25 protein-coding genes are annotated in these 24,420 nt (G+C 63.9%); 14 read left to right on the forward strand and 11 right to left on the reverse strand.

The annotated features are described in order from the left end of the window. The first annotated feature begins 166 nt into the window (after positions 1-166). Positions 167-958, forward strand: coding sequence for a 3-hydroxybutyrate dehydrogenase (locus tag ASD44_RS12425; RefSeq protein ID WP_056112343.1), 792 nt, complete (start codon positions 167-169; stop codon positions 956-958). A 47-nt stretch (positions 959-1,005) separates the two neighbouring features. Then, positions 1,006-2,148, forward strand: coding sequence for a patatin-like phospholipase family protein (locus ASD44_RS12430; protein WP_056112347.1), 1,143 nt, complete (start codon positions 1,006-1,008; stop codon positions 2,146-2,148). Here ASD44_RS12430 and ASD44_RS12435 read toward each other — a convergent pair. Continuing rightward, the gene (locus ASD44_RS12435) at positions 2,139-2,732 is read right to left on the reverse strand and encodes a TetR/AcrR family transcriptional regulator (protein WP_056112350.1); all 594 of its coding nucleotides are present in this window, start codon (positions 2,730-2,732) and stop codon (positions 2,139-2,141) included. The genes ASD44_RS12430 and ASD44_RS12435 overlap by 10 nt on opposite strands. 114 nt (positions 2,733-2,846) lie before the next feature. Between ASD44_RS12435 and ASD44_RS12440 the strand changes: the two genes are divergently transcribed. The 6 genes from ASD44_RS12440 to ASD44_RS18190 all read left to right on the forward strand — a co-directional run bounded on the left by ASD44_RS12440 (position 2,847) and on the right by ASD44_RS18190 (position 10,966). Then, positions 2,847-3,308, forward strand: a complete 462-nt coding sequence (locus ASD44_RS12440; protein ID WP_056116054.1) for a (2Fe-2S)-binding protein — start codon at positions 2,847-2,849, stop codon at positions 3,306-3,308. 1 nt (position 3,309) lies between these two features. Further along, complete coding sequence (locus ASD44_RS12445; RefSeq protein WP_056112352.1) at positions 3,310-5,586, forward strand: xanthine dehydrogenase family protein molybdopterin-binding subunit; 2,277 nt, start codon at positions 3,310-3,312, stop codon at positions 5,584-5,586. Further along, positions 5,583-6,191, forward strand: coding sequence for a hypothetical protein (locus ASD44_RS12450; protein ID WP_056112357.1), 609 nt, complete (start codon positions 5,583-5,585; stop codon positions 6,189-6,191). The genes ASD44_RS12445 and ASD44_RS12450 overlap by 4 nt, the downstream gene beginning before the upstream one ends. A 154-nt stretch (positions 6,192-6,345) precedes the next feature. Beyond that, positions 6,346-7,509, forward strand: coding sequence for an efflux RND transporter periplasmic adaptor subunit (locus ASD44_RS12455; RefSeq protein ID WP_082542462.1), 1,164 nt, complete (start codon positions 6,346-6,348; stop codon positions 7,507-7,509). 35 nt (positions 7,510-7,544) lie between these two features. Next, positions 7,545-10,712, forward strand: coding sequence for an efflux RND transporter permease subunit (locus ASD44_RS12460; protein WP_056112360.1), 3,168 nt, complete (start codon positions 7,545-7,547; stop codon positions 10,710-10,712). 95 nt (positions 10,713-10,807) lie between these two features. Beyond that, positions 10,808-10,966, forward strand: a complete 159-nt coding sequence (locus ASD44_RS18190; RefSeq protein WP_082542463.1) for a DUF3309 family protein — start codon at positions 10,808-10,810, stop codon at positions 10,964-10,966. 58 nt (positions 10,967-11,024) lie between these two features. Here the strand turns inward: ASD44_RS18190 and ASD44_RS12465 are convergent, their stop codons facing one another. Continuing rightward, on the reverse strand, positions 11,025-11,978 hold the full coding sequence (locus tag ASD44_RS12465; RefSeq protein ID WP_056112363.1) for an NAD-dependent epimerase/dehydratase family protein: 954 nt from the start codon (positions 11,976-11,978) through the stop codon (positions 11,025-11,027). 98 nt (positions 11,979-12,076) lie between these two features. On the opposite strand from ASD44_RS12465, the gene ASD44_RS12470 reads away from it, so the two are divergent. Then, positions 12,077-12,964 (forward strand): LysR family transcriptional regulator, encoded by an 888-nt coding sequence (locus ASD44_RS12470; protein ID WP_056112366.1) that lies wholly within the window; start codon positions 12,077-12,079, stop codon positions 12,962-12,964. Here ASD44_RS12470 and ASD44_RS12475 read toward each other — a convergent pair. From ASD44_RS12475 to ASD44_RS12485, 3 genes are all read right to left on the reverse strand, one after another. Beyond that, positions 12,949-14,139 (reverse strand): MFS transporter, encoded by a 1,191-nt coding sequence (locus tag ASD44_RS12475; RefSeq protein WP_056112369.1) that lies wholly within the window; start codon positions 14,137-14,139, stop codon positions 12,949-12,951. The two genes, ASD44_RS12470 and ASD44_RS12475, sit on opposite strands and share 16 nt — an antisense overlap. Before the next feature lie 109 nt (positions 14,140-14,248). Continuing rightward, a complete protein-coding gene (locus ASD44_RS12480) occupies positions 14,249-14,557 on the reverse strand; it encodes a DUF1244 domain-containing protein (protein ID WP_056112371.1) in 309 nt (102 codons plus the stop codon). A 13-nt stretch (positions 14,558-14,570) separates the two neighbouring features. Further along, a complete protein-coding gene (locus tag ASD44_RS12485) occupies positions 14,571-15,368 on the reverse strand; it encodes an N-formylglutamate amidohydrolase (RefSeq protein WP_056112374.1) in 798 nt (265 codons plus the stop codon). A gap of 243 nt (positions 15,369-15,611) precedes the next feature. Here ASD44_RS12485 and ASD44_RS12490 point away from each other — a divergent pair, with 243 nt between their 5' ends. Continuing rightward, complete coding sequence (locus ASD44_RS12490) at positions 15,612-16,100, forward strand: DUF1036 domain-containing protein (RefSeq protein ID WP_056116060.1); 489 nt, start codon at positions 15,612-15,614, stop codon at positions 16,098-16,100. Continuing rightward, positions 16,097-17,530 carry a pyruvate kinase gene (gene pyk, locus ASD44_RS12495; protein WP_056112376.1) on the forward strand — a complete coding sequence of 478 codons (1,434 nt, stop codon included), beginning with the start codon at positions 16,097-16,099 and terminating at the stop codon, positions 17,528-17,530. The genes ASD44_RS12490 and pyk overlap by 4 nt, the downstream gene beginning before the upstream one ends. 13 nt (positions 17,531-17,543) lie before the next feature. On the opposite strand, the gene ASD44_RS12500 is transcribed toward pyk, so the two are convergent. From ASD44_RS12500 to ASD44_RS12525, 6 genes are all read right to left on the reverse strand, one after another. Further along, the gene (locus ASD44_RS12500) at positions 17,544-18,605 is read right to left on the reverse strand and encodes an alpha/beta hydrolase (RefSeq protein ID WP_056112380.1); all 1,062 of its coding nucleotides are present in this window, start codon (positions 18,603-18,605) and stop codon (positions 17,544-17,546) included. Between the two features lie 67 nt (positions 18,606-18,672). Beyond that, the gene (locus ASD44_RS12505) at positions 18,673-19,287 is read right to left on the reverse strand and encodes a tetratricopeptide repeat protein (RefSeq protein ID WP_056112383.1); all 615 of its coding nucleotides are present in this window, start codon (positions 19,285-19,287) and stop codon (positions 18,673-18,675) included. Between the two features lie 95 nt (positions 19,288-19,382). Further along, the gene (ykgO, locus tag ASD44_RS12510) at positions 19,383-19,508 is read right to left on the reverse strand and encodes a type B 50S ribosomal protein L36 (protein WP_056112386.1); all 126 of its coding nucleotides are present in this window, start codon (positions 19,506-19,508) and stop codon (positions 19,383-19,385) included. Positions 19,509-19,646: 138 nt separating this feature from the next. After that, complete coding sequence (locus ASD44_RS12515) at positions 19,647-20,732, reverse strand: 5-(carboxyamino)imidazole ribonucleotide synthase (protein ID WP_082542569.1); 1,086 nt, start codon at positions 20,730-20,732, stop codon at positions 19,647-19,649. Further along, the gene (purE, locus tag ASD44_RS12520) at positions 20,729-21,226 is read right to left on the reverse strand and encodes a 5-(carboxyamino)imidazole ribonucleotide mutase (RefSeq protein WP_056112389.1); all 498 of its coding nucleotides are present in this window, start codon (positions 21,224-21,226) and stop codon (positions 20,729-20,731) included. Before purE ends, ASD44_RS12515 begins: the two co-directional genes overlap by 4 nt. Before the next feature lie 124 nt (positions 21,227-21,350). Next, positions 21,351-21,554 carry a YdcH family protein gene (locus ASD44_RS12525; RefSeq protein WP_056112392.1) on the reverse strand — a complete coding sequence of 68 codons (204 nt, stop codon included), beginning with the start codon at positions 21,552-21,554 and terminating at the stop codon, positions 21,351-21,353. 235 nt (positions 21,555-21,789) lie between these two features. Here ASD44_RS12525 and ASD44_RS12530 point away from each other — a divergent pair, with 235 nt between their 5' ends. The 3 genes from ASD44_RS12530 (at position 21,790) to ASD44_RS12545 (ending at position 24,382) form a co-directional block, all read left to right on the forward strand. Next, positions 21,790-21,969 (forward strand): DUF465 domain-containing protein, encoded by a 180-nt coding sequence (locus tag ASD44_RS12530; protein ID WP_056112395.1) that lies wholly within the window; start codon positions 21,790-21,792, stop codon positions 21,967-21,969. Positions 21,970-22,258: 289 nt separating this feature from the next. Continuing rightward, positions 22,259-23,527: a flavodoxin-dependent (E)-4-hydroxy-3-methylbut-2-enyl-diphosphate synthase gene (gene ispG, locus ASD44_RS12540; RefSeq protein ID WP_056112404.1), complete on the forward strand. Its 1,269-nt coding sequence runs from the start codon at positions 22,259-22,261 to the stop codon at positions 23,525-23,527. 3 nt (positions 23,528-23,530) lie between these two features. Then, positions 23,531-24,382: a lytic transglycosylase domain-containing protein gene (locus tag ASD44_RS12545; protein ID WP_056112406.1), complete on the forward strand. Its 852-nt coding sequence runs from the start codon at positions 23,531-23,533 to the stop codon at positions 24,380-24,382. The last annotated feature ends 38 nt before the right edge of the window (positions 24,383-24,420 follow it).

The following is a 24,420-nucleotide window of genomic DNA, read 5'->3' on the forward strand; positions in this document are numbered from 1 at the left end:
CGGAAACGACGATTCGACGATTCGGCGGCACGATCGCGTGATCCCGAACCCTGCCTTCGTCGGTAGCGCACTTTCCCCAGCGTCACGTTTCGCGCTATTTGTCTCGTCGTCAACCCGCCATATATTGCACTGCAACATCGCTCGGCCCTCATCCTGGAACCCCGTCATGACAGACCCGACACCGCGCAAGACAGCAATCGTCACCGGCTCCACCTCCGGCATAGGCAAGGCGATTGCCGAGGCGTTGGCGGCCGCGGGCTGCAATGTCGTCGTCAATTCCTTTTCCGACACGCCTGCCGACCACAAGGTCGCCGCGACAATTGCGGCAAAACACGGTGTCAGGGCGCTCTATGTGAAGGCGGATATGTCGAAGGGTGCGGAATGCCGCGCGCTCGTCGAAAAGACGGCGCAGGCCTTCGGATCGGTCGACATTCTCGTCAACAATGCCGGCATCCAGCATGTTGCGCCGGTCCAGGACTTCCCGGCTGAAAAGTGGGACGCCATCATCGCCATCAACCTGTCCTCGGCCTTCCACACGATCGCCGCCGCCATACCGCTGATGAAGAACGCCGGCGGCGGCCGCATCGTCAACATCGCCTCGGCGCACGGGTTGGTCGCATCGCCGTTCAAGTCCGCTTATGTGGCGGCCAAGCATGGCATCATGGGCCTGACCAAGACGGTGGCGCTGGAATTGGCGCGGGAGAAGATCACCTGCAACGCCATCTGCCCCGGCTACGTGCTGACGCCGCTGGTCGAAGCGCAGATTCCCGACCAGATGAAGGCGCACAACATGGATCGTGAGACGGTCATCCGCGAAGTGATGCTGGAAAAGCAGCCGACGCGCGAATTCGTCAGCGTCGAGCAGGTCGCGGCGACCACTGTCTTCCTGTGTTCAGACGCCGCCGCGCAGATAAACGGCGCGCATATCTCGGTCGATGGCGGCTGGGTGGCGCAATAGGCAAGCCACCCAGTCCACATCTGAAAACCAATCGAAAGGACGACGCCATGGCCGACAACGGCAAGGCGGAGGAGAAAAAGAAGATCAACGTCGCCCTGCAGGGCGGCGGCTCGCACGGCGCCTTTTCCTGGGGCGTGCTCGACCGGCTGCTGGAGGATGGCAGGTTGGAGATCGCCGCGATTTCCGGCACCAGCGCCGGCGCCATGAATGCTGTGGCGCTCGCCGACGGCTTCGTGCGCGGTGGAACCGAAGGCGCTCGCGAAAGGCTGGAAGCGCTGTGGCGCTCCGTGGCGCGCAAGGGCCGCTTCAGCCCTGTGCAGCGCGCGCCCTGGGATGTTCTGTGGGGCAACTGGTCGATCGAGAACACGCCGGGTTATGTCTGGTTCGACACCATGTCGCGGGTATTCTCACCCTATGTCGCGAACCCGCTCGGCCTTAATCCACTGGCGGAAGCGGTGGCGCACGAGATCGACTTCCGCAATGTGCGCGCCTGCAAATCGATGCAGCTCTTTATCTCGGCGACCAATGTCGAGACCGGCCAGCTGCGCGTCTTTTCCGATGGCGAGATCGACCTCGATACGGTAATGGCCTCGGCCTGCCTGCCGCAGATATTCCGCGCCGTCGAGATCGACGGCGTGCCCTATTGGGATGGCGGCTATGGCGGAAATCCGGCGTTGTTTCCGTTTTTCAAGGCAGCCGAGAGCGACGACGTCCTGCTGGTCCAGATCAACCCTGTCGTGCGCGAAGGCACGCCGAAGACCGCCAACGAAATCCAGAATCGCGTCGATGAGATCACCTTCAACGCCGGCCTGCTGCGCGAATTCCGCTCCATAGCCTTTGTCAAGGAACTGATCGCCGCGGACCGCCTGCCGCACGGCGAATACAGAGACATCCGCATGCACCGCATCGATGCCGATGACGCCTTCAAGGATTTGTCGGCGTCGTCCAAGGTCAACGCCGAATGGGCGTTCCTCGAATATCTGTGCGACCTCGGCCGCACCGCCGCCAGCGACTGGCTGGAAACGAACTACGAAGCGGTTGGCAAAAGCGCCACGCTCGATCTCTCCGGTGAACTCGACGACGGATACAAGCCCGTGCAAGGCCCGGTGCGCACACCGAAGGCCGGCAACCGCGTCCGCGAATTTTTGGCGACCCGGCGCAAGCCCGCGGCGGTGCGCCGTCAGGCGTGAAGCGCGAGGTCGATGACCTTGACCAAAGCGGCGACCGCCTGACGCTTCTCTTCCACATTGCTGATGCGCGACTTCATGCCTTCCAGCCCATCGAGCAGGATGTCGGCGAGCTGAGGCGCGGAAAAGCTCTTGGCCGCCAGATCGATACGGCTGCGGGCGGCTTCCTCGTCTATGGCGTCCGCGATATGGCCGGCCAGCTGGTCGCGCCAGCACAGGGCGATATCGGCGACGATCGATTTCATGTCCAGGAGTTCAGCGCCGTGTGGAGAATCGCCGATTTCCTGCATCATGCCGATCAGCCCCACTTCGATCGCATTCATCGCCCGTTGCGCGAAGGTGCCCTCGCGCTGAAGCGCCGCCTTTGCCGACTCGGCCGAACGTCCGAGCAGCATCATGGCGGTGGCGCGGTAGATGTCGGTCTTGTTCTTGAACAGCAGATAGAGCGCCGGCCGCGACATGTCCGCCGCCTTGGCGATGTCGTCCATCGTGGTCCTGGCGAAGCCATAGGTCAGGAAGGTCTTGAACGCCCCATCCAGCACACGGGCGCGTTTCGGGTCTCCTGCAATGTCTTCGATTGCGGTCACGGCTCTTCCTTCAAAACAGCTTGTTGACAAAATGACGAACTTTGTCAAGATGTCCAGAAGTTGGCGATGAGCCGGCGGCTTCCGAACTGCATGGACGACAACGAGGGTATCCCCGTGCGCCTAACCGTCGACGGACAATCGATCGATATCGACGCAGATCCCGAAATGCCGTTGCTGTGGGCATTGCGCGACCTTGCCGGCAAGACCGGTCCCAAGTTCGGCTGCGGCATCGCCGCCTGCGGCGCCTGCACCGTGCATGTCGATGGTTCGCCCGTCCGGTCCTGTGTGTTGAAGGTGGGCGAGGTCCATGGGCCCGTCACCACCATCGAAGGCATCGGCAGCGCCGAAAAGCTGCATCCGGTCCAGCAGGCCTGGCTGGAGGAGCAGGTGGCGCAATGCGGCTACTGCCAGGCCGGACAGATCATGAGCGCCGTGGCGCTGCTGGACGAGGTCCCGAGCCCGACGGATGCCGACATCGACAACGCCATGGGCGGCAATCTGTGCCGTTGCGGCACCTACCCGAAGATCCGCGCCGCCATCAAGCGGGCAGCCGCGCTGAAGACGGCGGGGGCCTGAGATGGCCAGCATCGGCAAGATCGCCCGCCGCGCCTTCCTGATTGGCGCTGCCGCCGTCGCCGGCGGCGTGGCCGTCGGCTACTACTATTACCGCAAGCCCTACGCCAATCCGCTTGACGACCAGCTCGCGGCCGGCGAGGCGACCTTCAATCCCTATGTGAAGATCGCACCGGACAACACCATCACCATCATCGCGCCCCGCGAGGAAATGGGACAAGGCGTCTCGACCACCCTCGCCGCCCTTGTCGCCGAGGAACTGGACGTGACGCTGGAACAGGTGCGGGTGGAGCACGGCCCGACTTCGAAAGCCTATTACAACGCCGCCATCCTGGAAGAGGGCGGTCCGTTCGCCTTCTTCGACGAGAGCACGCTGGCGGAAGCCACGCGCAACGGCATGGGCGTGGTGGGCAAGTTCCTCGGCCTGCAGGGCACCGGCGGTTCCTCGTCCATACGCGACGGGTGGGACAAGATGCGCCAGGCGGGCGCCGCAGCCCGCTTCATGCTCGTCGCCGCCGCCGCGCAACGGCTTGGCGTGCCGGCCGGCGAGCTTGAAACAGCGGACGGCAAGGTCCTGCACCGGCAGTCAGGCCGCACATTGACCTATGGCGAACTGGCTGCCGAGGCTGCTGCGAGGTCGCCGCCGTCCGAAGTCGCCTTGAAGGAGAAAAAGGACTGGAAGTTGCTCGGCAAACCGCAAAAGCGCGTCGACATGCTGGCCAAGGTCACCGGCGCGCCGGTCTTCGGCATCGATGTGAGGCTGCCGGAGATGCTGTACGGCACCGTCAAGTTCAGCCCGCGCTTCGGCGCGGCGCCTATAAGGACTGACCTCTCCAAAGCCGAAAAAATGCCGGGCGTGGTCAAGATCGTGCCGCTGGAGACGACATACGGCCACGGCTTCGGCGTCATCGCGCAAAATACCTGGGCCGCCTTCAAGGCGGCTGAAGCGATCGAGGTCGAGTGGGGCAAGGCCGCCTATCCAGCCGATAGCGCCGCGATCGCGAAAACCCTGGCCGATGCCCTCGCCTCGAACGGCGGTTCGGCCATGCGCGACGACGGCGATGTCGATACCGCTTTCGCCGATGCGCCGCGCGAGAAGATCGTCGAGGCCGACTATTTCGTGCCGTATCTCGCCCACGCCACCATGGAGCCGATGAACGCGACGGCGCAGCTGAGGGACGGCGCGCTGGAAATCTGGTGCGGCAACCAGTCGCCAACGCTGGTGCGCGAGCAATGCGCCGCGGCTGTCGGCGTCGATCAGGACAGGGTCGTCGTCCACACCGCCTATCTCGGCGGCGGCTTCGGGCGGCGCATCGAGATGGACTACGCGCTCTGCGCCGCGCTGATGGCCAGGGAAACGGAAGGACGACCCGTCAAGGTCACATGGACGCGCGAGGAGGACACGCGCCACGACACTTATCGGCCGGCTGCGCTCGGCAAATTCCAGGCGCGCCTCGGCGATGACGGCCTGCCGGTGGCGATCGACATGAAGATCGCCTCGCCGTCGATCATGGCCAGCGTTCTGCGGCGTCTGTACCCGTCCATCCCGGCGCTCGGCCCGGACAAGACCATTGTCGACGGCGCCTACAACCAGCCCTATACCGTGCCGGATTACCGCGTCACCGCCATTGCCGCGCCCATCGATATTCCAATCGGCTTCTGGCGCTCGGTCGGCAATTCCGTCAACGGCTTCTTCCACGAGGGTTTCCTCGACGAGATCGCCATCGCCGGCAAGACCGACCCTGTCGAGTTGCGCCGCAAGCTGATGGCCGCCTACCCCGCCGCCGTGAAGGTCATCGAGAAGGTCGCCGAAATTTCGAAATGGAGTGAACCGCTGCCGGCCGGCAGAGCCAAGGGCGTCGCCTTCACGCAATCCTTCGGCAGCTGGGTGGCGGAGGTCGTGCAGGTCGCCGACACGCCCGCCGGCATCCGCATCGAGAAGGTCTGGATCGCCGCCGATGTCGGCACTGCGCTCGATCCCGGCATCATCGAGGCGCAGCTCGTCTCGGCCGCGGTCTATGGCCTGTCCGCCGCCGTCAATCAGGAAATCACTTTCACCGACGGCGCGGTTGAACAATCGAATTTCCATGATTTCGACTGCATGCGCATCTTCCAGTGCCCGCAATTCGAAGTTGCGATCCTGGAGAACTATCACCGCATGGGCGGCGTCGGCGAAATCGCCACGCCGCCGGCAGCGCCGGCGCTCGCAAACGCCATTTTTGCACTGACCGGAAAGCGCCTGAGAAGTCTGCCCCTGTCCAGGGAGGTGCGCTTCGCATGAGACGGTTTCTCATCATCCTGACGCCTGCTGCCATGTTGGCTGCGAGCGTTCATCTCGCACCTGCACAAGAGGCCGCGCCGCCGCCTGCCCTGGCGGTGGACACGGCCGCCGGACTGCCGCAATGGCAAAAGGTCTACGAGGTTTTTTCGCATCCGCGCTGCGCCAATTGCCATGTCGAGGACGACCGTCCGCGCTGGTCCGGCGCGCATTATGGCGCAACCCGCGTTCATGCCTTCAATGTCCAACGCGGCACCGATGGTTCCGGCTTCGGCAATCCGGGCCTGCGCTGCACGACATGCCATTTCTCCAGCAATTCCAACATCTTGCATGGCCCTCCGGGGGCGCCAAACTGGCATCTGGCGCCGGCTGAAATGGTCTGGTTTGACAAATCGTCCGCCGAGATTTGCGCCCAGGTCAAGGACCCGGCCCGCAATGGCGGCCGCACATTGGCCGAAATCGCGGTGCATGTGCGCGACGACAAGCTGGTCGGCTGGGGATGGGCGCCCGGCCCCGGTCGGGAGCCCGCGCCAGGCTCCGCCGAAGAGACCTACCAGGCAATAGAGGCATGGTCGAAAGCCGGCGCTCCATGTCCGGCAATTGATTAGCCTTATCAACTTTTCTGACTGTTTTGCAGTGCAACTATCGCGTAGAAGAACCCCGCCGATCACGGCAATTTGAACAAGGCCCAGCCGAACCCCATATGCGGCGGCGCCAGACCTTAACGGTGCTGACCGGTCATCGCACGCTGGATTAGAGAACATGCGGAATTTCAAGTTTCACAAGCTCGCAGCTATTGTCGTGCTCATCGCCTTCGCGGCCTGGGTCGCCACCGGAGAATTCTCTTCGGTCGGCAGCGCCACCAACAGCGATGCCGAAAAGACGGACAATGCTGTCAAGCCGGCCGCGCAGCAGAACGCCGCCGAGCCGGAGAAGGCGCCGTTGCGCAAGGTCGGCGTCGTCGTGCCGCCGCGCAGCGAACATGCCCGCGCCATTCGCATCTCGGGCCTGACGGAAGCAGACAAGCGCGCGGTGCTTGCCACGCGTGTCGGCGGCGTCATCGAGAAACTGCCGGTCAAGCAGGGCCAGCGCATCAAGGCCGGCGACCTGATCCTTGCGCTTGCCGCCGAGGAAAAGCAGTCCGCCGTGGCCAATGCCCAGCAGGTGCTGGTGCAGCGCCGCGCCGAGCTCAAGGCCGCCGAACGGCTGGCGCAGACGGGCAATATTCCAAAGCTCCAGCTCGATACGGCGCGCTCGGCCATGGCCGCGGCTGAATCACAGCTCGACGCCACCGAACAGGACCTCGCCCGCAACGAAGTGAAAGCGCCCTTCGATGGCATCGTCGATCGTGTTCCCGTGGAACTCGGCAGCGCCGTCATGCAGGGCGGCGAAGTCGCCACCGTGCTCAGCCTCGATCCTGTCATCGCGCGCGGCGAGGTCAGCGAACGCGACCTCCGCTATCTCAAGACCGGTGACAAGGCGAATGTCCGGCTGGTCAGCGGCAACAATGTCGAGGGCACGGTGCGCTACATCAGCCGCGATGCGTCGTCGGCTACACGCACCTTCCGCATCGAGATCGCCATTCCGAATGCCGACGGCGCCATTCCAGCCGGCATGACCGCCGAGATAACGCTGGCCGCCCAGCCGACCGACGCGGTCGTTCTGCCGCGCTCCGTCGTCACCCTCGGTGACAAGGGCGATCTCGGCATCCGCGCCGTCGATAAGGACAACAAGGTCGTCTTCTATCCGATCGATCTGGTCGACGACACGCCGCAGGGCCTGGTGCTGGCCGGCATTCCCGCCGGTGCGAAGGTAATCGTACAGGGGCAGGATCTGGTCACGGAAGGCATTCAGGTCGACGCCGTCGATGCTGATCCTGCCGCGCTCAAGAAGCTGTTGGAAGACGCCGGGGCATCGACAAACTAGTCCTCCGGGACGCCGAACGAACTGCAGGTCAAACCATGGATATCGTCAAGCTTGCGATCAACAATGCGCGATTGACATTGTCGGTCCTCGTCTTCCTGATCATTGCCGGCGCTGTCGCTTACAAGAGCGTGCCGAAGGAAGCCGAACCCGACGTCGCCATTCCGATCATGTATGTGAGCCTCGTCTATCAGGGCATCTCGCCGGAAGACGCCGAACGTCTTTTGTTGCGACCGGTCGAATCGCAGCTCAAGAGCCTCAAGGGGCTCAAGGAGATGAAGTCCAACGCCTATCAGGGCGGCGCCAATGTCATCGTCGAGTTCGACCCGTCGATCGATCTCGGCGACGCGCTGATCGACACCCGCAACAAGGTGCAGGACGCCAAGCGCGATCTGCCGAGCGGCGTCGAGGAGCCGACCGTCAACGAGGTCAATCTGTCCGAATTCCCGGTGATCTTCATCTCGCTGTCGGGCGACATGCCGGAGCGCGCGCTCACCACCGCGGCCAAGACGCTGCGCGACCGCATCGAGGAAGTTCCGGGCGTCCTGGAAGGCGAAATCCAGGGCTCACGCGACGAACTGGTCGAGGCCATCATCGACCCGATGCGGCTTGCCTCATACGGGCTGCGCCTCGACCAGATGATCCAGGGCATCGGCCAGTCGAACAGCCTCGTCGCAGCTGGCGCCATCGAAGGCGCGGAAGGCAAGTACGCGGTCAAGGTGCCGGCTTTGATCGAGACCCCGGAAGATGTCGCCAACCTGCCCGTCGTGGCTGGACCCAATGCCGTCGTCAAGGTGCGCGACCTCGCAACCGTCCGCTCGACCTTCAAGGATGCGGAAACGATCTCGCGCATCGACGGCAAGACCGCCATCACCATCGCGGTGAAAAAGCGCATCGGCGCCAATGTGGTCGAGACGATCGAAGGTGCGAAGAAGGTGGCGGAGGAATTCGTCGCCCAGAACAAGGCGACCCTTCCCGATCTGAAACTGACCTACACCCAGGACAAGTCGACCTTCGTCAACCAGCTTCTCAACGACCTGCAGAACCATGTGATGATCGCGGTCATCCTGGTTTTCATCGTCATCCTGTACGCCTTGTCGGGCCGCGCTTCCCTGCTGATCGGCCTCGCCATCCCGTCGTCGTTCCTGATGGGCATCCTGCTGCTGGCGCTGATGGGCTACACGATCAACATGATCGTGCTTTTCTCGCTGATCCTCGCGGTCGGCATGCTGGTCGATGACGCGATCATCGTGACCGAATATGCCGAGCGCCGCATGGCGGAAGGCATGAACAAGGTCCAGGCCTTCGAGGAGGCGGCCAAGCGCATGGCCGGCCCGGTGATCGCGGCGACGCTTACCCGTATCGCGGCCTTTTCGCCGCTGCTGTTCTGGCCGGGGATCGTCGGCGACTTCATGAAGTATCTGCCGATCACGCTCATCGTCACGCTCGCGGCGTCGATGGCTTATGCGTTGATCTTCGCGCCGTCGATCGGCGCGATCATCGGCAAGGCGCCGAAGCATGAAGAAAAGCATCGCGACGGACTGTACATGGGTATCGTCAAAAAGGCGGTGCATTTCCCGATTACCGCCGTGGTGCTGACCATCGCCCTGCTTGGCGGCGGCATGTTCGCCTATGTGAAATTCGGCAATGGCGTCGAGTTCTTCCCGGCGGTCGAGCCTGACTACGGCCTTCTCTACGTCCATGCGCGCGGCAACCTGTCGCTGAAGGAGATGGATACCGCCACCACCATCGCCGAACAGAGGATGCTCGGCTGGCCCGGCCTCAAATCCGTGCTGACCAAGGTCGGCAAGACGCGCGGCGGCCAGGACATTCCCGAAGACGTCATCGGTGTCATCAACTACGAGTTCGTCGATTGGCGTCAGCGTAAGCCGGCGCACGCCATCCTCGACGATCTGCGCAAGGCGATGGCCGGCATTCCCGGCGTCGACGTCGAGGTCCGCGTACCGGATGCGGGACCGCCGACAGGCAAGGCAATCCAGGTCGAGCTTTCGGCGACGGATCCCACCGGCCTTAACGATTACGCGAAAAAGGTCGCCGGGGCGGTCGCCAAGGTTCCGGGAGTCATCGACATGACCGACGGCTTGCCGCCACCGGGCGTCGACTGGAACCTCGTCGTCGATCGCGCCAAGGCCGCCCAGTACAATGTGTCGCCGACGGCGGTCGGCACGGTCGTGCAGCTGGTCACGACGGGCCTGAAGCTGACCGACTATCGTCCGCCGGGCGCCGACGACGCCGTCGATATCAGGCTGCGCCTGCCAGAGGATCGCCGCACGCTGTCGTCGCTTGACGAGCTTCGCGTCGAAACCGCCGAAGGCTCGGTGCCGATCTCGAACTTCGTCACGCGGAGTCCCGAACAGACGGTCGGCATCCTCAACCGCATCGACGGCAAGCGTACCATCACCATCCAGGCGAATGTCGCCAGCGGCTTTCAGGTCGCCGAGGTCCAGGCCGCCGTCACCAAGGTCGTCGGCGAGATGGCGCAGCCGGGCATCGACTGGAAACTGGCCGGCTCCAACGAGGACAGCGCCGAGGCGGGCGCGTTCCTGGCCAAGGCCTTCGGCGCGGCGATGTTCCTGATCTGCATCGTGCTGCTGGCGCAGTTCAACAAGTTCACCAGCGTGTTCCTGGTGCTGACCTGCGTCGTCATGGCCATCGTCGGCGCCCTGCTCGGCATGCTGCTGACGGGCCAGACCTTCGTCATCGTCATGTCCGGCATCGGCTTCATCGCGCTGGCCGGCGTCGTGGTGAACAACAACATCGTGCTGATCGATACCTACGACCGGTTGCGCGAGGAAGGCTGGGACAAGCTCGAAGCCGTGCTGCAGACCTGCCGCGAACGTGCGCGGCCGGTGGTGCTGACGGCGTTGTCGGCCATTCTCGGCGTGCTGCCGATCGCCTTCGGACTGGGCCTGGAAATCTTCCACCGCGAGACGACGATCAACGCGCCGTCGACGCAGTGGTGGATCGCGTTGTCCTCGGCGATCGTCTTCGGCCTGTCCTTCGCCACCGTTCTGACGCTGATCGTGACGCCGTCCATGCTGATGATCTTCACGCGCAGCAACGACAGCAAGGTCCACGCTTTCTTCCGCCGCCTGTTCAAGCGCGGCAAGGGCAAGGTGTCGAGCGAAGCCGAGCCTCAGCTCTCAACCGAAACGGATGTGGCCTACCCCAAGGCCGCCGAATAGGGATCTGGCTAACAACGCAAAAAGGCCGTCCGGGAACCCCGGACGGCCTTTTCGCATTGTTGTGTCATTGCAACATTCCCAAGCGAGGGCTTGTCATGACGCTTAGTACACTTCTCATCATTATTTTGGTTCTTATCCTCATTGGCGCCGTTCCAAGCTGGCCTTATTCGCGCAGCTGGGGCTATGGCCCGTCCGGTATCGTCGGCGTGATTCTGGTCGTGGTGCTGATCCTGCTTCTCATGGGCCGGATCTGACCCATTTCCCGAGTACTCGAGCGGCGGATGCTTGCCGGCATCCGCCACTTTTTTGCTGTCAGGCTGCCTGCGATTCCACCGGCAACAGCGCAAGATCACGCAGCGCTTCCCGCGCCGCCTGATCCAGGGGTGTTCGGGGGATTTCGCCGATGAGGCTTGCCAGGCGGTCCGACGCAAGCCGGTGCGCCTCGAACCGCAGATAGGACATCGACACGATGGCGCGCCACATCGGCACGAACGGGCTGCCGGCGCGGAGCACCCACCATGGCATCGAGGCCAACTTGAGCGGCCGGACCATCGTCTTCTCGACCGCCGCCTTCATCTCCAGTTCGGTCACGGCATGGCCGGGTAGATGCAGCGCCTCATAGGCACCCATCCTGTCCAGGTTCTGCGCCAGCATCACGAACCCGCGGGCGAAATCCGGCAGATAGACCCACTCATGGACAAGGTCCACCGGTCCGGCGGCGGTGTAGACGCCCTTTTCAACTTTCGAGGCCGTCACCAGGTCGAACCATGAACCGGTCCCCTTGCCGCCGAAGAAATCGCCGGCCCGCAGCAGCACGGTGCGGACGCGGCCGGCTTCGGCTTCGCTGCGGAAAAGCGTTTCCATGGCGACGCGGATGCGCCCCTTCTCCGTCGTCGGATGCTGCGGCGTCTCTTCGGTCAGTACGGCGGGGATGGGCGAGCCGTAATTATAGACGGTGCCCGGAAACAGATGCACCGCACCGTTGACCGCGCAGGCCGCCATGACGTTTTCCGCCATCGGCAGCACGCTGCTCCAGTCCGAATAAACCGGGCTGAGCCCGTTGAAGACGATGTCGAACCCTTGCGTTGTCTGGGTCAGCGCCTCCCGATCCAGCGCGTCGGCCGTGATGGCAGTCACGCCTGCGAGTTCAGCCGGAAGCTTGCCGCTCCGGGTCACGCCGCCGACATCGTAGCCGGCGTCGAGAAAGGCCTTTGCCACGGCGCGGCCAAGCCGTCCGCTCGCGCCGAGAACTGCAATGCTGGTCATGTCTTTGCTCCATGTTGCGTTGGGAGCACAGATATGGTCGTATCGAATGCGAATGGATATTCTCCAAAACCGTCTTCTTGTTATTCATATTTGAATATATGGCTGATTTCGACTGGAACCTGATCCGAAGCTTTGTCGCCGTAGCCGAGACCGGCAGCCTGTCGGCGGCGGCGCGCCGTGTGGCCCTGAGCCAGCCGACGCTCGGCCGCCATGTCGCCGATCTCGAGCAGGCGCTGGGCGTGACGCTGTTCCGGCGCGGCCGGCGCGGCTACGCCCTGACCGAGGCCGGTCTCGCTCTTTATGAACGCGGCAAGGCCGTGAACGAGCACGCCACGGCATTTTCGCTTTTGGCGCTGGGCTCGGTCGAGGCGATCGAAGGCACGGTCCGCATCGCCGCATCGGAAGTCGTGGCAGCCTATGTGCTGCCGCCGATCATGGCGCGGCTCGGCGTCGAGGAACCGGGCATCGCGGTCGAGATCGTCGCCTCCAACCAGATCGAGAACCTGCTGCGCCGCGATGCCGACATCGCCATCCGCATGGTGCGGCCTGCGCAGAACGAACTGGTGGCGCGCAAGGTCACCGACATCGAACTGCGGGCCTGCGCTGCCACATCATATCTGGAACGCCACGGCCGGCCGCTCCAGCCCGCCGACCTCCTCGGCCACCATCTCATCGGCTTCGACCGTGGCGACGATATCATCCGTGGCTTGAACCAGATCGGCGTGGCGGTGACGCGCGATTCCTTCCGCTTTCGCACCGACAACCAGATCGTGCTGTGGGAGGCGGTGCGCGCCGGCAACGGCGTCGGCATCGGGCAGGAGCCGCTCGCCCGCCGCGACCCGCTGATCGAAATCGTGCTGCCGGATATGCCGCTGCCGGTCCTGCCGGTCTGGCTCGCCATGCACCGCGACGTGCGCACCAGTGTGCGCCTGCGCCGCGTCGCCGATTTCCTCTTCGAGGAACTGAAGCTTTATGCGGCCGGTTGAGGTGCGAAATCGGCGGAGCGGGCCAGTTCCGACATCAGGCAGACGATCACCAGCAGGCCGGACAGCGCGACGAAAACCGGCGAGAAGCCGGTATGTTCCGCGACGAAACCGATGGCGGAGGGCGCCATCAGGATGCCGCAGTAACCTATTGTCGTCACCACGCTCATGCCGGTGCCCGACGCCATGCCCGGCTGGTTGCCGCCGGCCGAAAAGGCGATCGGCACCATGTTGGCGATGCCGAGACCGGTGATGGCGAAGGCGGCGATGACCAGCCAAGGCCAGGGTGATAGCCCGGCAACCAGCATGCCGCCGGCGGCGATCAGGCTGGACACCCGCAAGGTGCGCACCGCGCCGAAGCGGTTGCGGACACCGTCGCCGGCAAAGCGCATCAGCGCCATCGCCCCGGAGAAAAGCGCAAACGCGAGGCCCGCCGTGGCGAGATTGCTGCCGAGCTCCTGCTGCAGGTAGAGCGCCGCCCAGTCGAGCACCGCCCCTTCCGGCACCATCGAGAACAGCGCCATGATGCCGACCAGATAGACCGCCGGGTTTCTCGGCAGGGTGAATTTGTGATGTTCCTGCGCCTGCGGCGTCGGGTCGGTGACCAAGTAGCGCGCCGCCGCCACCAGGATCACCGCGGCGACGATTGTGACGGTGCCCGCATGGGCGAGGTGGCCGAACTTCTGGATGAAGAAACCGCCGATACCGCCGCCGGCAAAGCCGCCAAGGCTCCAGAAACCGTGCGAGGAGGACATGACCGCCCTGGAGAGCCGGCGTTCGACGGCGACCGCATTGGCGTTCATGGCCACGTCCATGCCGCCGATCAGCCCGCCGAACAGGAACATCGCCGCCGCCGCCAGCGGCACGTTGGACGCCAGCGCCACCAGAAGCAGGCCGAAGACGCAGACCGCCGCGAAGCCGCGCAGGACGGCGCGCGACCCGTGCTTCGACATCAGGTAGCCCGACAGTGGCATGAAGGTCAGCGCTCCGATGCCGAAGACCAGGATCAGCAGGCCGAGGGTGAATTTGCTGATCTCGAGCCGCGCCAAAAACACCGGAATCTGCGGCGCCCAGCTGCCGGTCAGGAAGCCGTTGATGAAGAACATCGCCGCCACGGCCCAACGGCCGCGAAAAGCGGATTGCTGGGCTGCGGATTGCAGGGGGGTTGATGCAGGCATGAGGGATCCGGCGGTTAAATCGAATTGGTCGGCAAATTAGATCGATTCAATTGCCAGTCAAGACGACGGATGTCACAACTCTTGGACCAGATCGAGGGTCGTCCGTTATTCAGGGATCCTTCGGGCGATTGGTCTCGAAACCGGCTTTCTGCGCCTCAGACGCCTCCGTCTGATACCGCGCCTGCCATTCGGCATAGGGCATGCCGTAGACGATTTCGCGCGTGTCCTCCTTCGAAAGATCGATGCCTTGCGCCGCCGCCGCTTCGCCGTACCAGGTCGACAGGCAGTTGCGGCAGAAGCCGGCGAGGTTCATCAGGTCGATATTCTGCACATCGGTGCGCTGGCGCAGATGCTCGACCAGCCGGCGGAAAGCAGCCGCTTCCAGATCGCGTTTCTGCTCTTCGCTCAAACTGGTCATGAACCTTGCTCCGTCACAGCGGGCCGGTGCGCGAACCGAACCGTCTCACCTCATGTATATCGGAACGGCGATTCACCGCGTCAACGATCGGCGCCAATCTCCGCGCCCAGGCGAGCGCGCTCTGCTGGGTGGCGATCAGGTCCTGCCGGATTTCGATGAGCGCGTGCGCGTAACCATTGACGACGGCGTGCCGGAACATCGTGTCGCCGCGCAGCGCACCGTCATAGGGCTCATTGTCCCCGACCGTCAGGCTGCCGTCCGCCGCCAGCCCATCGATCAGCGGCCGCGCCGCCCGGTCGTCAAGGTCCCACAACAGGCCGACATGCCACGGACGGATATGACCCTGCATGGTCGGGGTGAAGGAATGAACCGAAAAGACGAAGGGCGCCGCCCCGCTCGCCCCCGCGACCGAGGCCACCATGGCGCCGACGGCGTCATGATAGGGGCGGTAGAACAGGTCGAGCCGCCTCTCCCGCTCCTCGTCCGACATCGGATAGTTCGCCGGCACGATGGTGCCGTCATAAAGCTGGCGAATGAGCGTCGGGTCGTCCTCGCCGCGGTTGGGGTCGATCAGCAGCCGCGAGAACGTCGCGAACACGGCAGGCGCATCGAGCAGCGCGGCAAGCTCGCGCAGGACCATCTCCACGCCGATGTCGTAGGCGATATGGCGGTCGAACTCCGAAGCCGGCAGACCGAGATCGCCATACTCCTCGGGAAGATTGCGGCGCGCGTGGTCGGCGACCAGAACCAGACCCCGCTTGCGGTCGCCTTCGATGGTCTCGAACGGCGCAAAAACTGTGGATCGGGTCATCGGCGGGAAAAATCGGTCGGGTTCGTTGCGCGATTGCTGCTAACCTCATTCCACGAAGCGGACAGACGCGCAACGCCGTTGTTTGGCCAAGGTTTTTGCAGAATCTGTCTGTGGGTTTGCCGGGCTGATGTCTGCTTGCGACTAAATCGATTGATTTTACGCAAATCGCCGCGTTGACATGCGCCCGGACATTTCCGAAAAGGGCGTCTGAACATGCTTACATCGTTCTTCAAGGGCTTGAGAATGACCATCGCCGGCAGGCCGCGCGCGGGTAGAACCTTCGCTGGACATCTGGCGTTTTTCGCCATTCTGCTGGCGCCGCTTGCCGTCGCGACACCTGCCAGGGCCGATTTTCGCGTCTGCAACGCGACGCAGAACCTCGTCGGCGTCGGCATCGGCTATCGCGCCAAGGCCGGCTGGATCACCGAAGGCTGGTGGCGCATCGAAGGTTCAAGCTGCAAGACGCTGATCGAGGGACCGTTGTCATCGCGGTTTTATTATCTTTATGCAGAAGACGCCGAACGCGGTGGCCGCTGGGATGGGCCGATTTCGATGTGCGTGGCGGAAAAGGAATTCAAGATCGCGGGCGTGACCGATTGCGTCGCCAGAGGCTTTCAGCGCGCCGGATTTCAGGAATACGACACGGGTGAGCAGGCGAGCTGGATGGTCCAGCTGACCGATCAGCCCGCAACGGACGGCGACAGCGCCGCCCCCGGAAGCAATGGTCAATGAGACGTAGCCGCAAGGTCAAGATACTCGCGACGGTAGGTCCGGTCTCCTCCGACGAGGCCATGCTGAAAAAACTCTTCGAAGCGGGCGCCGACGTTTTCCGCATCAATATGAGCCATACCGACCACGATTTGATGCGCACGCTGGTCGCTCGCATCCGCTCGGTCGAGGAGGCTGTCGGCCGACCGATCGGCATTCTGGCGGATTTGCAGGGCCCCAAACTGCGTGTCGGCAAATTCGCCAACGGCAAGGAAGCGCTGAGCGCTGGCCAGACCTTCACGCTGGACAACAATCCTGAACCCGGCGATGGCAGTCGCGTTTTCCTGCCGCATCCCGAAATCCTCGCTTCGGTTGAAGCCGGTCACCGCCTGCTGATCGATGACGGCAAGGTCGAGTTGAAGGCGATCAGGACCGATGGCACCTCCATCGTTTGCACGGTGATTTCCGGAACGGCGATTTCCGACAAGAAGGGCGTCTCGCTTCCCGACACCGAACTGCCTGTCGGCGCCCTTACGCCGAAGGACCGCACCGATCTGGACGCCGTGCTCGCGGCGGGTGTCGACTGGGTGGCGCTCTCCTTCATCCAGCGTCCCGAGGACCTTGCCGAGGCCCGCAAGATCGCGCGCGGCCGCGCCCTGCTGATGTCGAAGATCGAGAAGCCGCAGGCTGTCGCCAGGCTGGCCGAGATCATCGAATTGTCTGATGCGCTGATGGTCGCCCGCGGCGATCTTGGCGTCGAGATGCCGCTGGAAGCGGTTCCCGGCATCCAGAAACAGATTACCCGCGCCGCGCGCCGCGCCGGCAAGCCGGTGGTCGTCGCCACCCAGATGCTGGAATCGATGATCTCGGCGCCGGTTCCGACGCGTGCCGAGGTTTCGGACGTTTCGATCGCCGTCTTCGAAGGCGCCGACGCCATCATGCTTTCAGCCGAATCCGCCGCCGGCGCCTATCCGGTTGAAGCTGTGGCCACCATGAACCGCATAGCCGAGAAGGTCGAGCAGGACCCGCTTTACGCCGGCATCATCAACGCCCAGCGCTCGCAGCCGGAAGCCACCGGCGCCGATGCCATTTCGCTCGCCGCGCGTGAGATCGCCGAGACGCTGAAACTGTCCGCCATCATCACCTATACGGCCTCGGGCGCCACCGGCCTTCGCGCCGCGCGCGAAAGGCCACAGGTGCCGATCATCGCGCTCTCCCCCATCCTGAACACCGCGCGGCGGCTGTCGCTGCTGTGGGGAACGCATTGCGTCGTCTCCCCGGACGCGACCGACCTCGACGACATGGTCGAGCGCGCCTGCCGCATCGCGGCGGAGGAGAATTTCGGCAAAACCGGCGACCGCGTCATCATCACCGCCGGTGTTCCGCTGCGCACGCCCGGCTCCACCAACATGCTGCGCATCGCCTATATCGGATCGCAGATCCCCGGCCGGTAGCTGGTGCCCTGACTCAGGTCGGCGCCAGTTCACCGTCCGTTGCGGGCATATCGGCGCACCTGCCCCGGCCAAAAGAATCACCGGCGATGCGGGCTTCTACCACCTGCGCAACCGCTTCCAGGTCGCGGTCCTTGCCGGCAAGCTTCTCTATCGAGGCGACCACCAAGTCGGGAGCGATCCAGTCCGGCTTGTGGCCGAGATTGCGCACCCACACCAGTTCCGATCCCGGTATGTCACGGGCCAGCCCGCCCGAATGCAGTTCCTCATAGACGACGCTGTCGCGATCGCCGGAGAGGATCACTGTCGGCGCCTTGATATCACGATAGCGCGGCTGCAGGGCCAGCACGCTGTCATACAGCCCGGCGACATCGGTGGCGTTGGCGCGGAAGGCCGCCGGCCGCAGAACGAGCGGTATCGATGCCAACTCGCCGTAGTTGTCGGGCGCGTTGTTGGGCGCGAAGACGCAGCGCATGGCGGCGTCGAGTTGGAACAGCCCGGCCGGATAGGTCAGGGTTTCGGTGAACAGGCGTCCAATGACCGGCAATTTCGCCACGTCATAGTACCATGACGTCGCGCCGCCCGGCCACGGATGGGTGGCGGCCGCGGCGAAGACGAGGCCGAGCGTCTTGTCGCCATGTTCGACGCCGAACGCGGCCGTCACCGCCCCGCCGAACGAATGCCCGACGACAATCGCCTTTTCGATGCCGAGCCTATCCATCAACTTCGCCAGCGTATTCGCCTGGGCCAATGGATTGTCGTTGTTTCCGCGCTCCGACCAGCCGAAGCCCGGCCTGTCGAAGAACAGCATCTCCGCCCTGCCCTCAAGCAGTGGTCGCAGCGGGAGCATCTGGTCCTTCAGGTTGGCGCTGGCGCCGTGAATGAAAACGACTGGCGGCAGGTCGGGATTCGCAGGTCCGTTCACATGCACATAGTGGATGCGCACGCCATCGATGTCGGCAAAGGCGCCGATCGGCGGATTGCGCCGCTCGATCAGCCACGTGCCGACACGCGTGGTGCCGACGAGAACGAAAACGATTGCTGCGAGAAAGGCCAAGGCCGCATAGACGAGATTCATGACGAGGAGATACGGCGCCGACGCTGAGAAGTTTGCAACCAAATAAGTTTTTGCCGGAGCACGATGATCAAATGCCTTCGCCGGCCAGTTCCTCGGACAGAATGGCAACCTGGTTCTGCGCATTGCGCATCATCGGATAGACGTCGAGCGCCCGCTGCCAGGCCCGGAGCGCCTGCTCCTTGCGGCCGGTGTCGCTGAAAATCTGGGCCATGCCCGAGATCGCGCCGAAATGGCGCGGCTCGAGCTCGAGCGTTTGCTCGATGTCGGCCATCGCCTTCTGATAGTTCTTCATCATGAAATGTACGGTGGCGCGGCGGTTCCAGCCTTCCGCATAGGTCGGCTGCAAGGTGACGACCTGATCGAGGAAATCGAGCGCCACATCGAATTTCTGTTCGCCGATGGCTTTCTGCGACCACTGCATCATCAGGTCGATGGAAGCGCTGCCCGACTGGTTCCACTGCGCCCACACGCGGTTGGCGATCCGTTCGGCTGACTTCTCATTGCGCTCTCGCTTGAGGTCGGTGAACAGCTTGTCGAGATGCTGCGCCCGCGTCTGCGGCCCGGCTTCCGTCGACAGTTCATTCTTCGCCAAGCCATCCTTCGGCGGATCGTCGGCGGCTGCCGGCAGCGACGGGGCTGTGCTCAGGAAAAAGGCCGTGCAAACGGCAAAAACGATCCGCATGCGCCGGAATCTATCCCGTCGCGGCGGATCGTCAAACTGAATTTAGCGTGAAAGCGTTCGCACCCCGCGGCGCGGGATCACAACAGGACGGCTGATCAGCCCTGACGCGCCTTGTAGCGCGGCGCGGTCTTGTTGATGATGTAGACGCGGCCCTTGCGGCGGACAACGCGGTTGTCCCGGTGACGCGCCTTGAGCGCCTTGAGCGAGTTCTTGATCTTCATGGTCTTGCCCGTTGGTCTGGGCCCAGTCGGGCCTAACTGAAAAGCGCGCTGAAACAGCGCGCCTGAATTCGTGACCGGCTCATAAACGAGGAGGCTCGTGCCTGTCAACCGCTGGCAAGCCGTCCGGTCGGCAAAACGTTAGCTGGAAAGCGGTTTCAGCCGGGTGAAATGCCCCATTTTCCGCCCGGCGCGGGCTTCCGTCTTGCCATAGAGGTGCAGCACTGTGTCCGGCTCGGCCAGCAATGCCGCAACCCGGTCAACGTCGTCCCCGATCAGGTTCTCCATAACGCAATGGGAATGTCGCCCGGCAGCCCCGAGCGGCAAGCCCGCGACCGCGCGTATATGCTGTTCGAACTGCGAAATGGCGCAGGCCGCTTCCGTCCAATGGCCTGAATTATGGACCCGAGGCGCGATCTCGTTGGCGATCACGCCGCCATCGGCCAACACGAAGAACTCGACGCCGATGACGCCGACATAATCGAGCGCCGCCAGAATTTTTTCCGCGGCCGCGCGCGCCGCCGAGGCGGTTTCCGCTGAAATGGCCGCCGGCAGCGTCGAGCTATGAAGAATACCGTTCTTATGGACGTTCTCTGCCGGGTCATAGGCCACGACCGAACCGTCAGTCCCACGGGCCGCGATCACCGATATCTCGCGCTCGAAGGCGACCAGCGACTCCAGGATCAGCGGCACATTGCCCATCGCCTCGCAGGTGCCGGCGAAGCCGCCGGCCTCCATGTTGCGGAAGACGCGCTGGCCTTTGCCGTCATAACCGAGCCGGCGGGTCTTCAGCACGCCGCTGCCGCCGAAGTTGGCAAGTGCGGCGGCGAGCTGTTCGTCATTGTCGACGGGGAAGAAGCGCGCCGTTGCAATGCTGATCCCGTTGAGGAACTGCTTTTCCGCCATACGGTCCTGCGCCACTTCCAGTGCGCGCGGCGGCGGCAGAACCGGCACCGAGGCGGCAAGCCTCTGCGCGGCGGTAACGGGCACGTTCTCGAATTCGTAGGTGATGACGTCGCAGGCGGCGGCAAGCTCCCGCAGCGCGGCCCCATCGTCGTAATCGGCCACGATCTGCCGGTTGGCGACCTGCGCGGCGGGACAGTCTGCCTGCGGTTCGAGGACGATCGTGCGGTAACCCAGCCGCGCCGCGGCCATGGCGAGCATACGGCCGAGCTGGCCGCCGCCGATGATGCCGATAGCGGAGCCTGCCGGAAGCGGCCCGTTCACGGCGAGTCTGTCGGTTCGGCGGCGATCTTCGCCGTCTGCGCCGCCCGCCACTCGTCCAGCCTTGCCGCCAGCGGTTCGTCGTGCAACGCCAGCACTGCGGCGGCCAGAAGGGCCGCGTTCGCCGCGCCGGCCTTGCCGATGGCGAGCGTGCCGACCGGGATGCCGGCCGGCATCTGGACGATGGAGAGCAGCGAGTCCTGCCCGGACAAGGCTTTCGATTCCACCGGAACGCCGAAAACCGGCAGCGGCGTCAGCGCCGCCGTCATGCCCGGCAGATGCGCCGCGCCACCGGCGCCGGCGATGATGATTTTATAGCCCGCATCTTTCGCGCCCCTGGCGAAGCTGTAGAGCCGTTCCGGCGTGCGGTGCGCCGAGATCAGCATTCGCTTGTAGGAAACGCCCAACGCATCGAGCATTTCGGCGGCATGGCTCATCGTCGCCCAGTCGGACTGGCTGCCCATGATGATGGCGACATCGGCGCGCTGGTCGGTCAAAGGCGGATCTCCGGATCATTCTCGCAACGCGACACAGGCTGTCGCGCTGCCTGAATGCGGCCATACAAGTCGACAGGCCGCGCCTTAGCGGAAATCGGCACCCCTCGCAAGAACAGCGGGCCGTTCAGGCGATAATGTCGGGAATGATGCGATCTTCCAGCGCCGAAAGCCTGTCCTTCAGGGCCAGCTTCTTCTTTTTCATCCGCTGGATTTGCAGGGGATCGCAACCCATCGCGATCATCGCATTGATGGCCGCGTCGAAATCGGCGTGTTCCTGTTTCAAACGAGCAAACTCGAGACGAACTTCGGCTTGTTCCTGTTCCGACATGGCAACCGTTCTGCAAGTCTCCGGCGCCAGGAAGGCGCCTTTCGGGCGGGGCCGGCTTGTGCTCCTCACCGGCGCGCAGCCCATATCACATTTCACATTATCGGGAAATGCTACCACGGATTATTCGACATCCCGAAGCATCGGTGGCACACTGTCATCCTGCCGTCACAAGGCGGGCCTGAAGTGGACGCCTTTGCGGTGGCATTCGAGGAAACCATGAAAGGGAGAACCAATCATGTCTCTTGCGTCCCATCTTGAAGAGCTGCAGAAGAAGCACGGCGACATCGAACGCGAAATCGACGAAGCCCTGCTTCATCCATCGGTCGACGATCTTGACATCATCAACCTGAAGCGACGCAAGTTGGCCATCAAGGACGAGATTGAAAAGCTCAGGGCGAAACCGACCACGCACTGACGCTTCACGAACGACCTGAATTAGTTCTGCCGGCGGCATGTGACTGTCGCCGGAGCGGAGGTTGATTTCCTCACAGGCCAAACAGATGGCGACCGGCTTGAAACCGGACTTCCTTTGACTTGCGCCATCGGATTGGCGCATCCCGCCCGCGAAATGCCCGCTCCTTCATCCCGCATCGGCACCACCCCGATTGGCCGGTACGGCGAATGGTCGCCCATTGTGACCATTGACAAGGCGCACGCCGTCCGCCACCTGATGGCTTGATGTTGCTGGATCAGGACAGCCGGCGATGACCGGATATTTTTCTTCTCCCTTCCCGCGCCGCGTGTCTGTGGGCGTCGATGTCGGCGGCGTGATGGTCGGTGGCGGCGCCTCGGTTGTGGTGCAGTCGATGACCAACACCGACACCGCCGATGTCGACCAGACCGTTGCGCAGGTCGCAGCGCTTCACCGCGCCGGCTCCGAGATCGTGCGCATCACGGTTGACCGCGACGAGAGCGCCGCTGCGGTGCCGAAAATCCGAGAGCGGCTGGAGCGGCTGGGCGTGTTCGTGCCGCTGGTCGGCGATTTCCACTATATCGGTCACAAACTTTTGACCGACCATCCCGCTTGCGCCGAGGCGCTGGCGAAGTACCGCATCAATCCGGGCAATGTCGGCTTCAGGGACAAGCGCGACCGCCAGTTCGCCGATATCGTCGAGATGGCCATCCGCCACGACAAGCCGGTGCGCATCGGCGTCAACTGGGGTTCGCTCGACCAGGAGCTGCTGACGCGGCTGATGGACGAGAACCAGAGCCGCGGCTCGCCGCTGACCGCATTGGAGGTCACACGCGAGGCAATCGTCCAATCCGCCATCCTGTCGGCCGAGATGGCCGAGGAGATCGGCCTTGGCCGCGACAAGATCATTCTTTCCGCCAAGGTCAGCGGCGTTCAGGACTTGATTGCCGTCTATACCGAGCTCGCCACACGCTCGAACCACGCTTTGCATCTTGGCCTCACCGAGGCCGGCATGGGCTCCAAGGGCATCGTCGCCTCGTCGGCCGCCATGGGCATCCTGCTGCAGCAAGGCATCGGTGATACGATCCGCATCTCGCTGACGCCCGAGCCGAACGGCGACCGCACCCGCGAGGTGCAGGTGGCCCAGGAACTGCTGCAGACCATGGGCTTCCGCCAGTTCGTGCCGATCGTCGCCGCCTGCCCCGGCTGCGGCCGCACCACCTCGACCGTTTTCCAGGAACTGGCGCAGAACATCCAGGAAGACCTCCGCAGGAACATGCCCGTCTGGCGCGAGAAGTATCCCGGGGTCGAGGTCTTGAAGGTCGCGGTCATGGGCTGCATCGTCAACGGACCCGGTGAATCCAAGCACGCCGACATCGGCATTTCGCTGCCCGGGACCGGCGAGACCCCCACCGCCCCGGTGTTCATCGATGGCCGCAAGGCCGCCACGCTGCGCGGCCCCGACATCGCCGGCGATTTCGAGAAAATGGTCGCCGACTATATCGAGCAGCGCTTCGGTCAGGCAAAACCTGAATTGGGCGGCCAGCAAGCGGCCGAATAGACCATGCCGCGAGCTCTCGGCGCGGCCTTTCTTGTCATGAGCGTTCTTTGCAGCGGTTCAACCCTTGCCGATCCGCCCATGCCGGCGAAAAAGCGCCTTATCGGCCGCGTCTGCGATCTCATCGAATTTCACGCCGGCCGCGAAGGCTTGCCGAAAGACTTTCTGGCGCGGCTGATCTGGAAGGAAAGCCGGTTCGATTCGAACGCGGTCAGCCCTGTCGGCGCCGAGGGTATTGCGCAATTCATGCCGGGCACGGCGAAGATGCGCGGCCTCGCCGATCCGTTCGACATCGAACAGGCCATCCCGGCCTCGGCCAAATATCTAGGCGAGCTTAAAACCGGTTTCGGCAATCTCGGCCTCGCCGCCGCCGCCTACAATGCCGGCGAGACGCGCGTGGCGCGCTGGCTGAATTCGGGCGGCTTCCTGCCGCTCGAAACCGAAGACTATGTGCTCGACGTCATGGGCGAACCGGCCGAGAATTTCACCAACACCGCCTATGCCGGCACGATCCCGCCGCTGGACAAGAAGGACGGCTTTTCCGTCGCCTGCCGCAGGTTGCCGGTCATCATGTCGAGGACGGTGCCGATGGCTGCCATCAACGTGAAGCCCTGGGGCGTTCAGGTGGCCGGCAATTTCCGCCGCTCCGCCGCCGTCGGGCAATGGCAGAGGCTGCGCAACCGTTTCCCGGCGCTTCTGGCCAACCACAAGCCGGTGGTCTCGCGCGTGCGCTCGCCGATCGGCCGGCGCGGCGTCTATGCCGTCAGGATCGGCGTCGACGACCGCGCCAATGCCGACATCATCTGCCAGCAGTTGCGCGGCGCAGGCGGCGCCTGCGTGGTGGTGCGGAACCGCTAAAAGCCGGTCAGGAGCCCGTATCGATGGACCGATCCGGC

The organism is Mesorhizobium sp. Root554 (assembly GCF_001427025.1).
Taxonomy (GTDB): Bacteria; Pseudomonadota; Alphaproteobacteria; order Rhizobiales; family Rhizobiaceae; genus Mesorhizobium.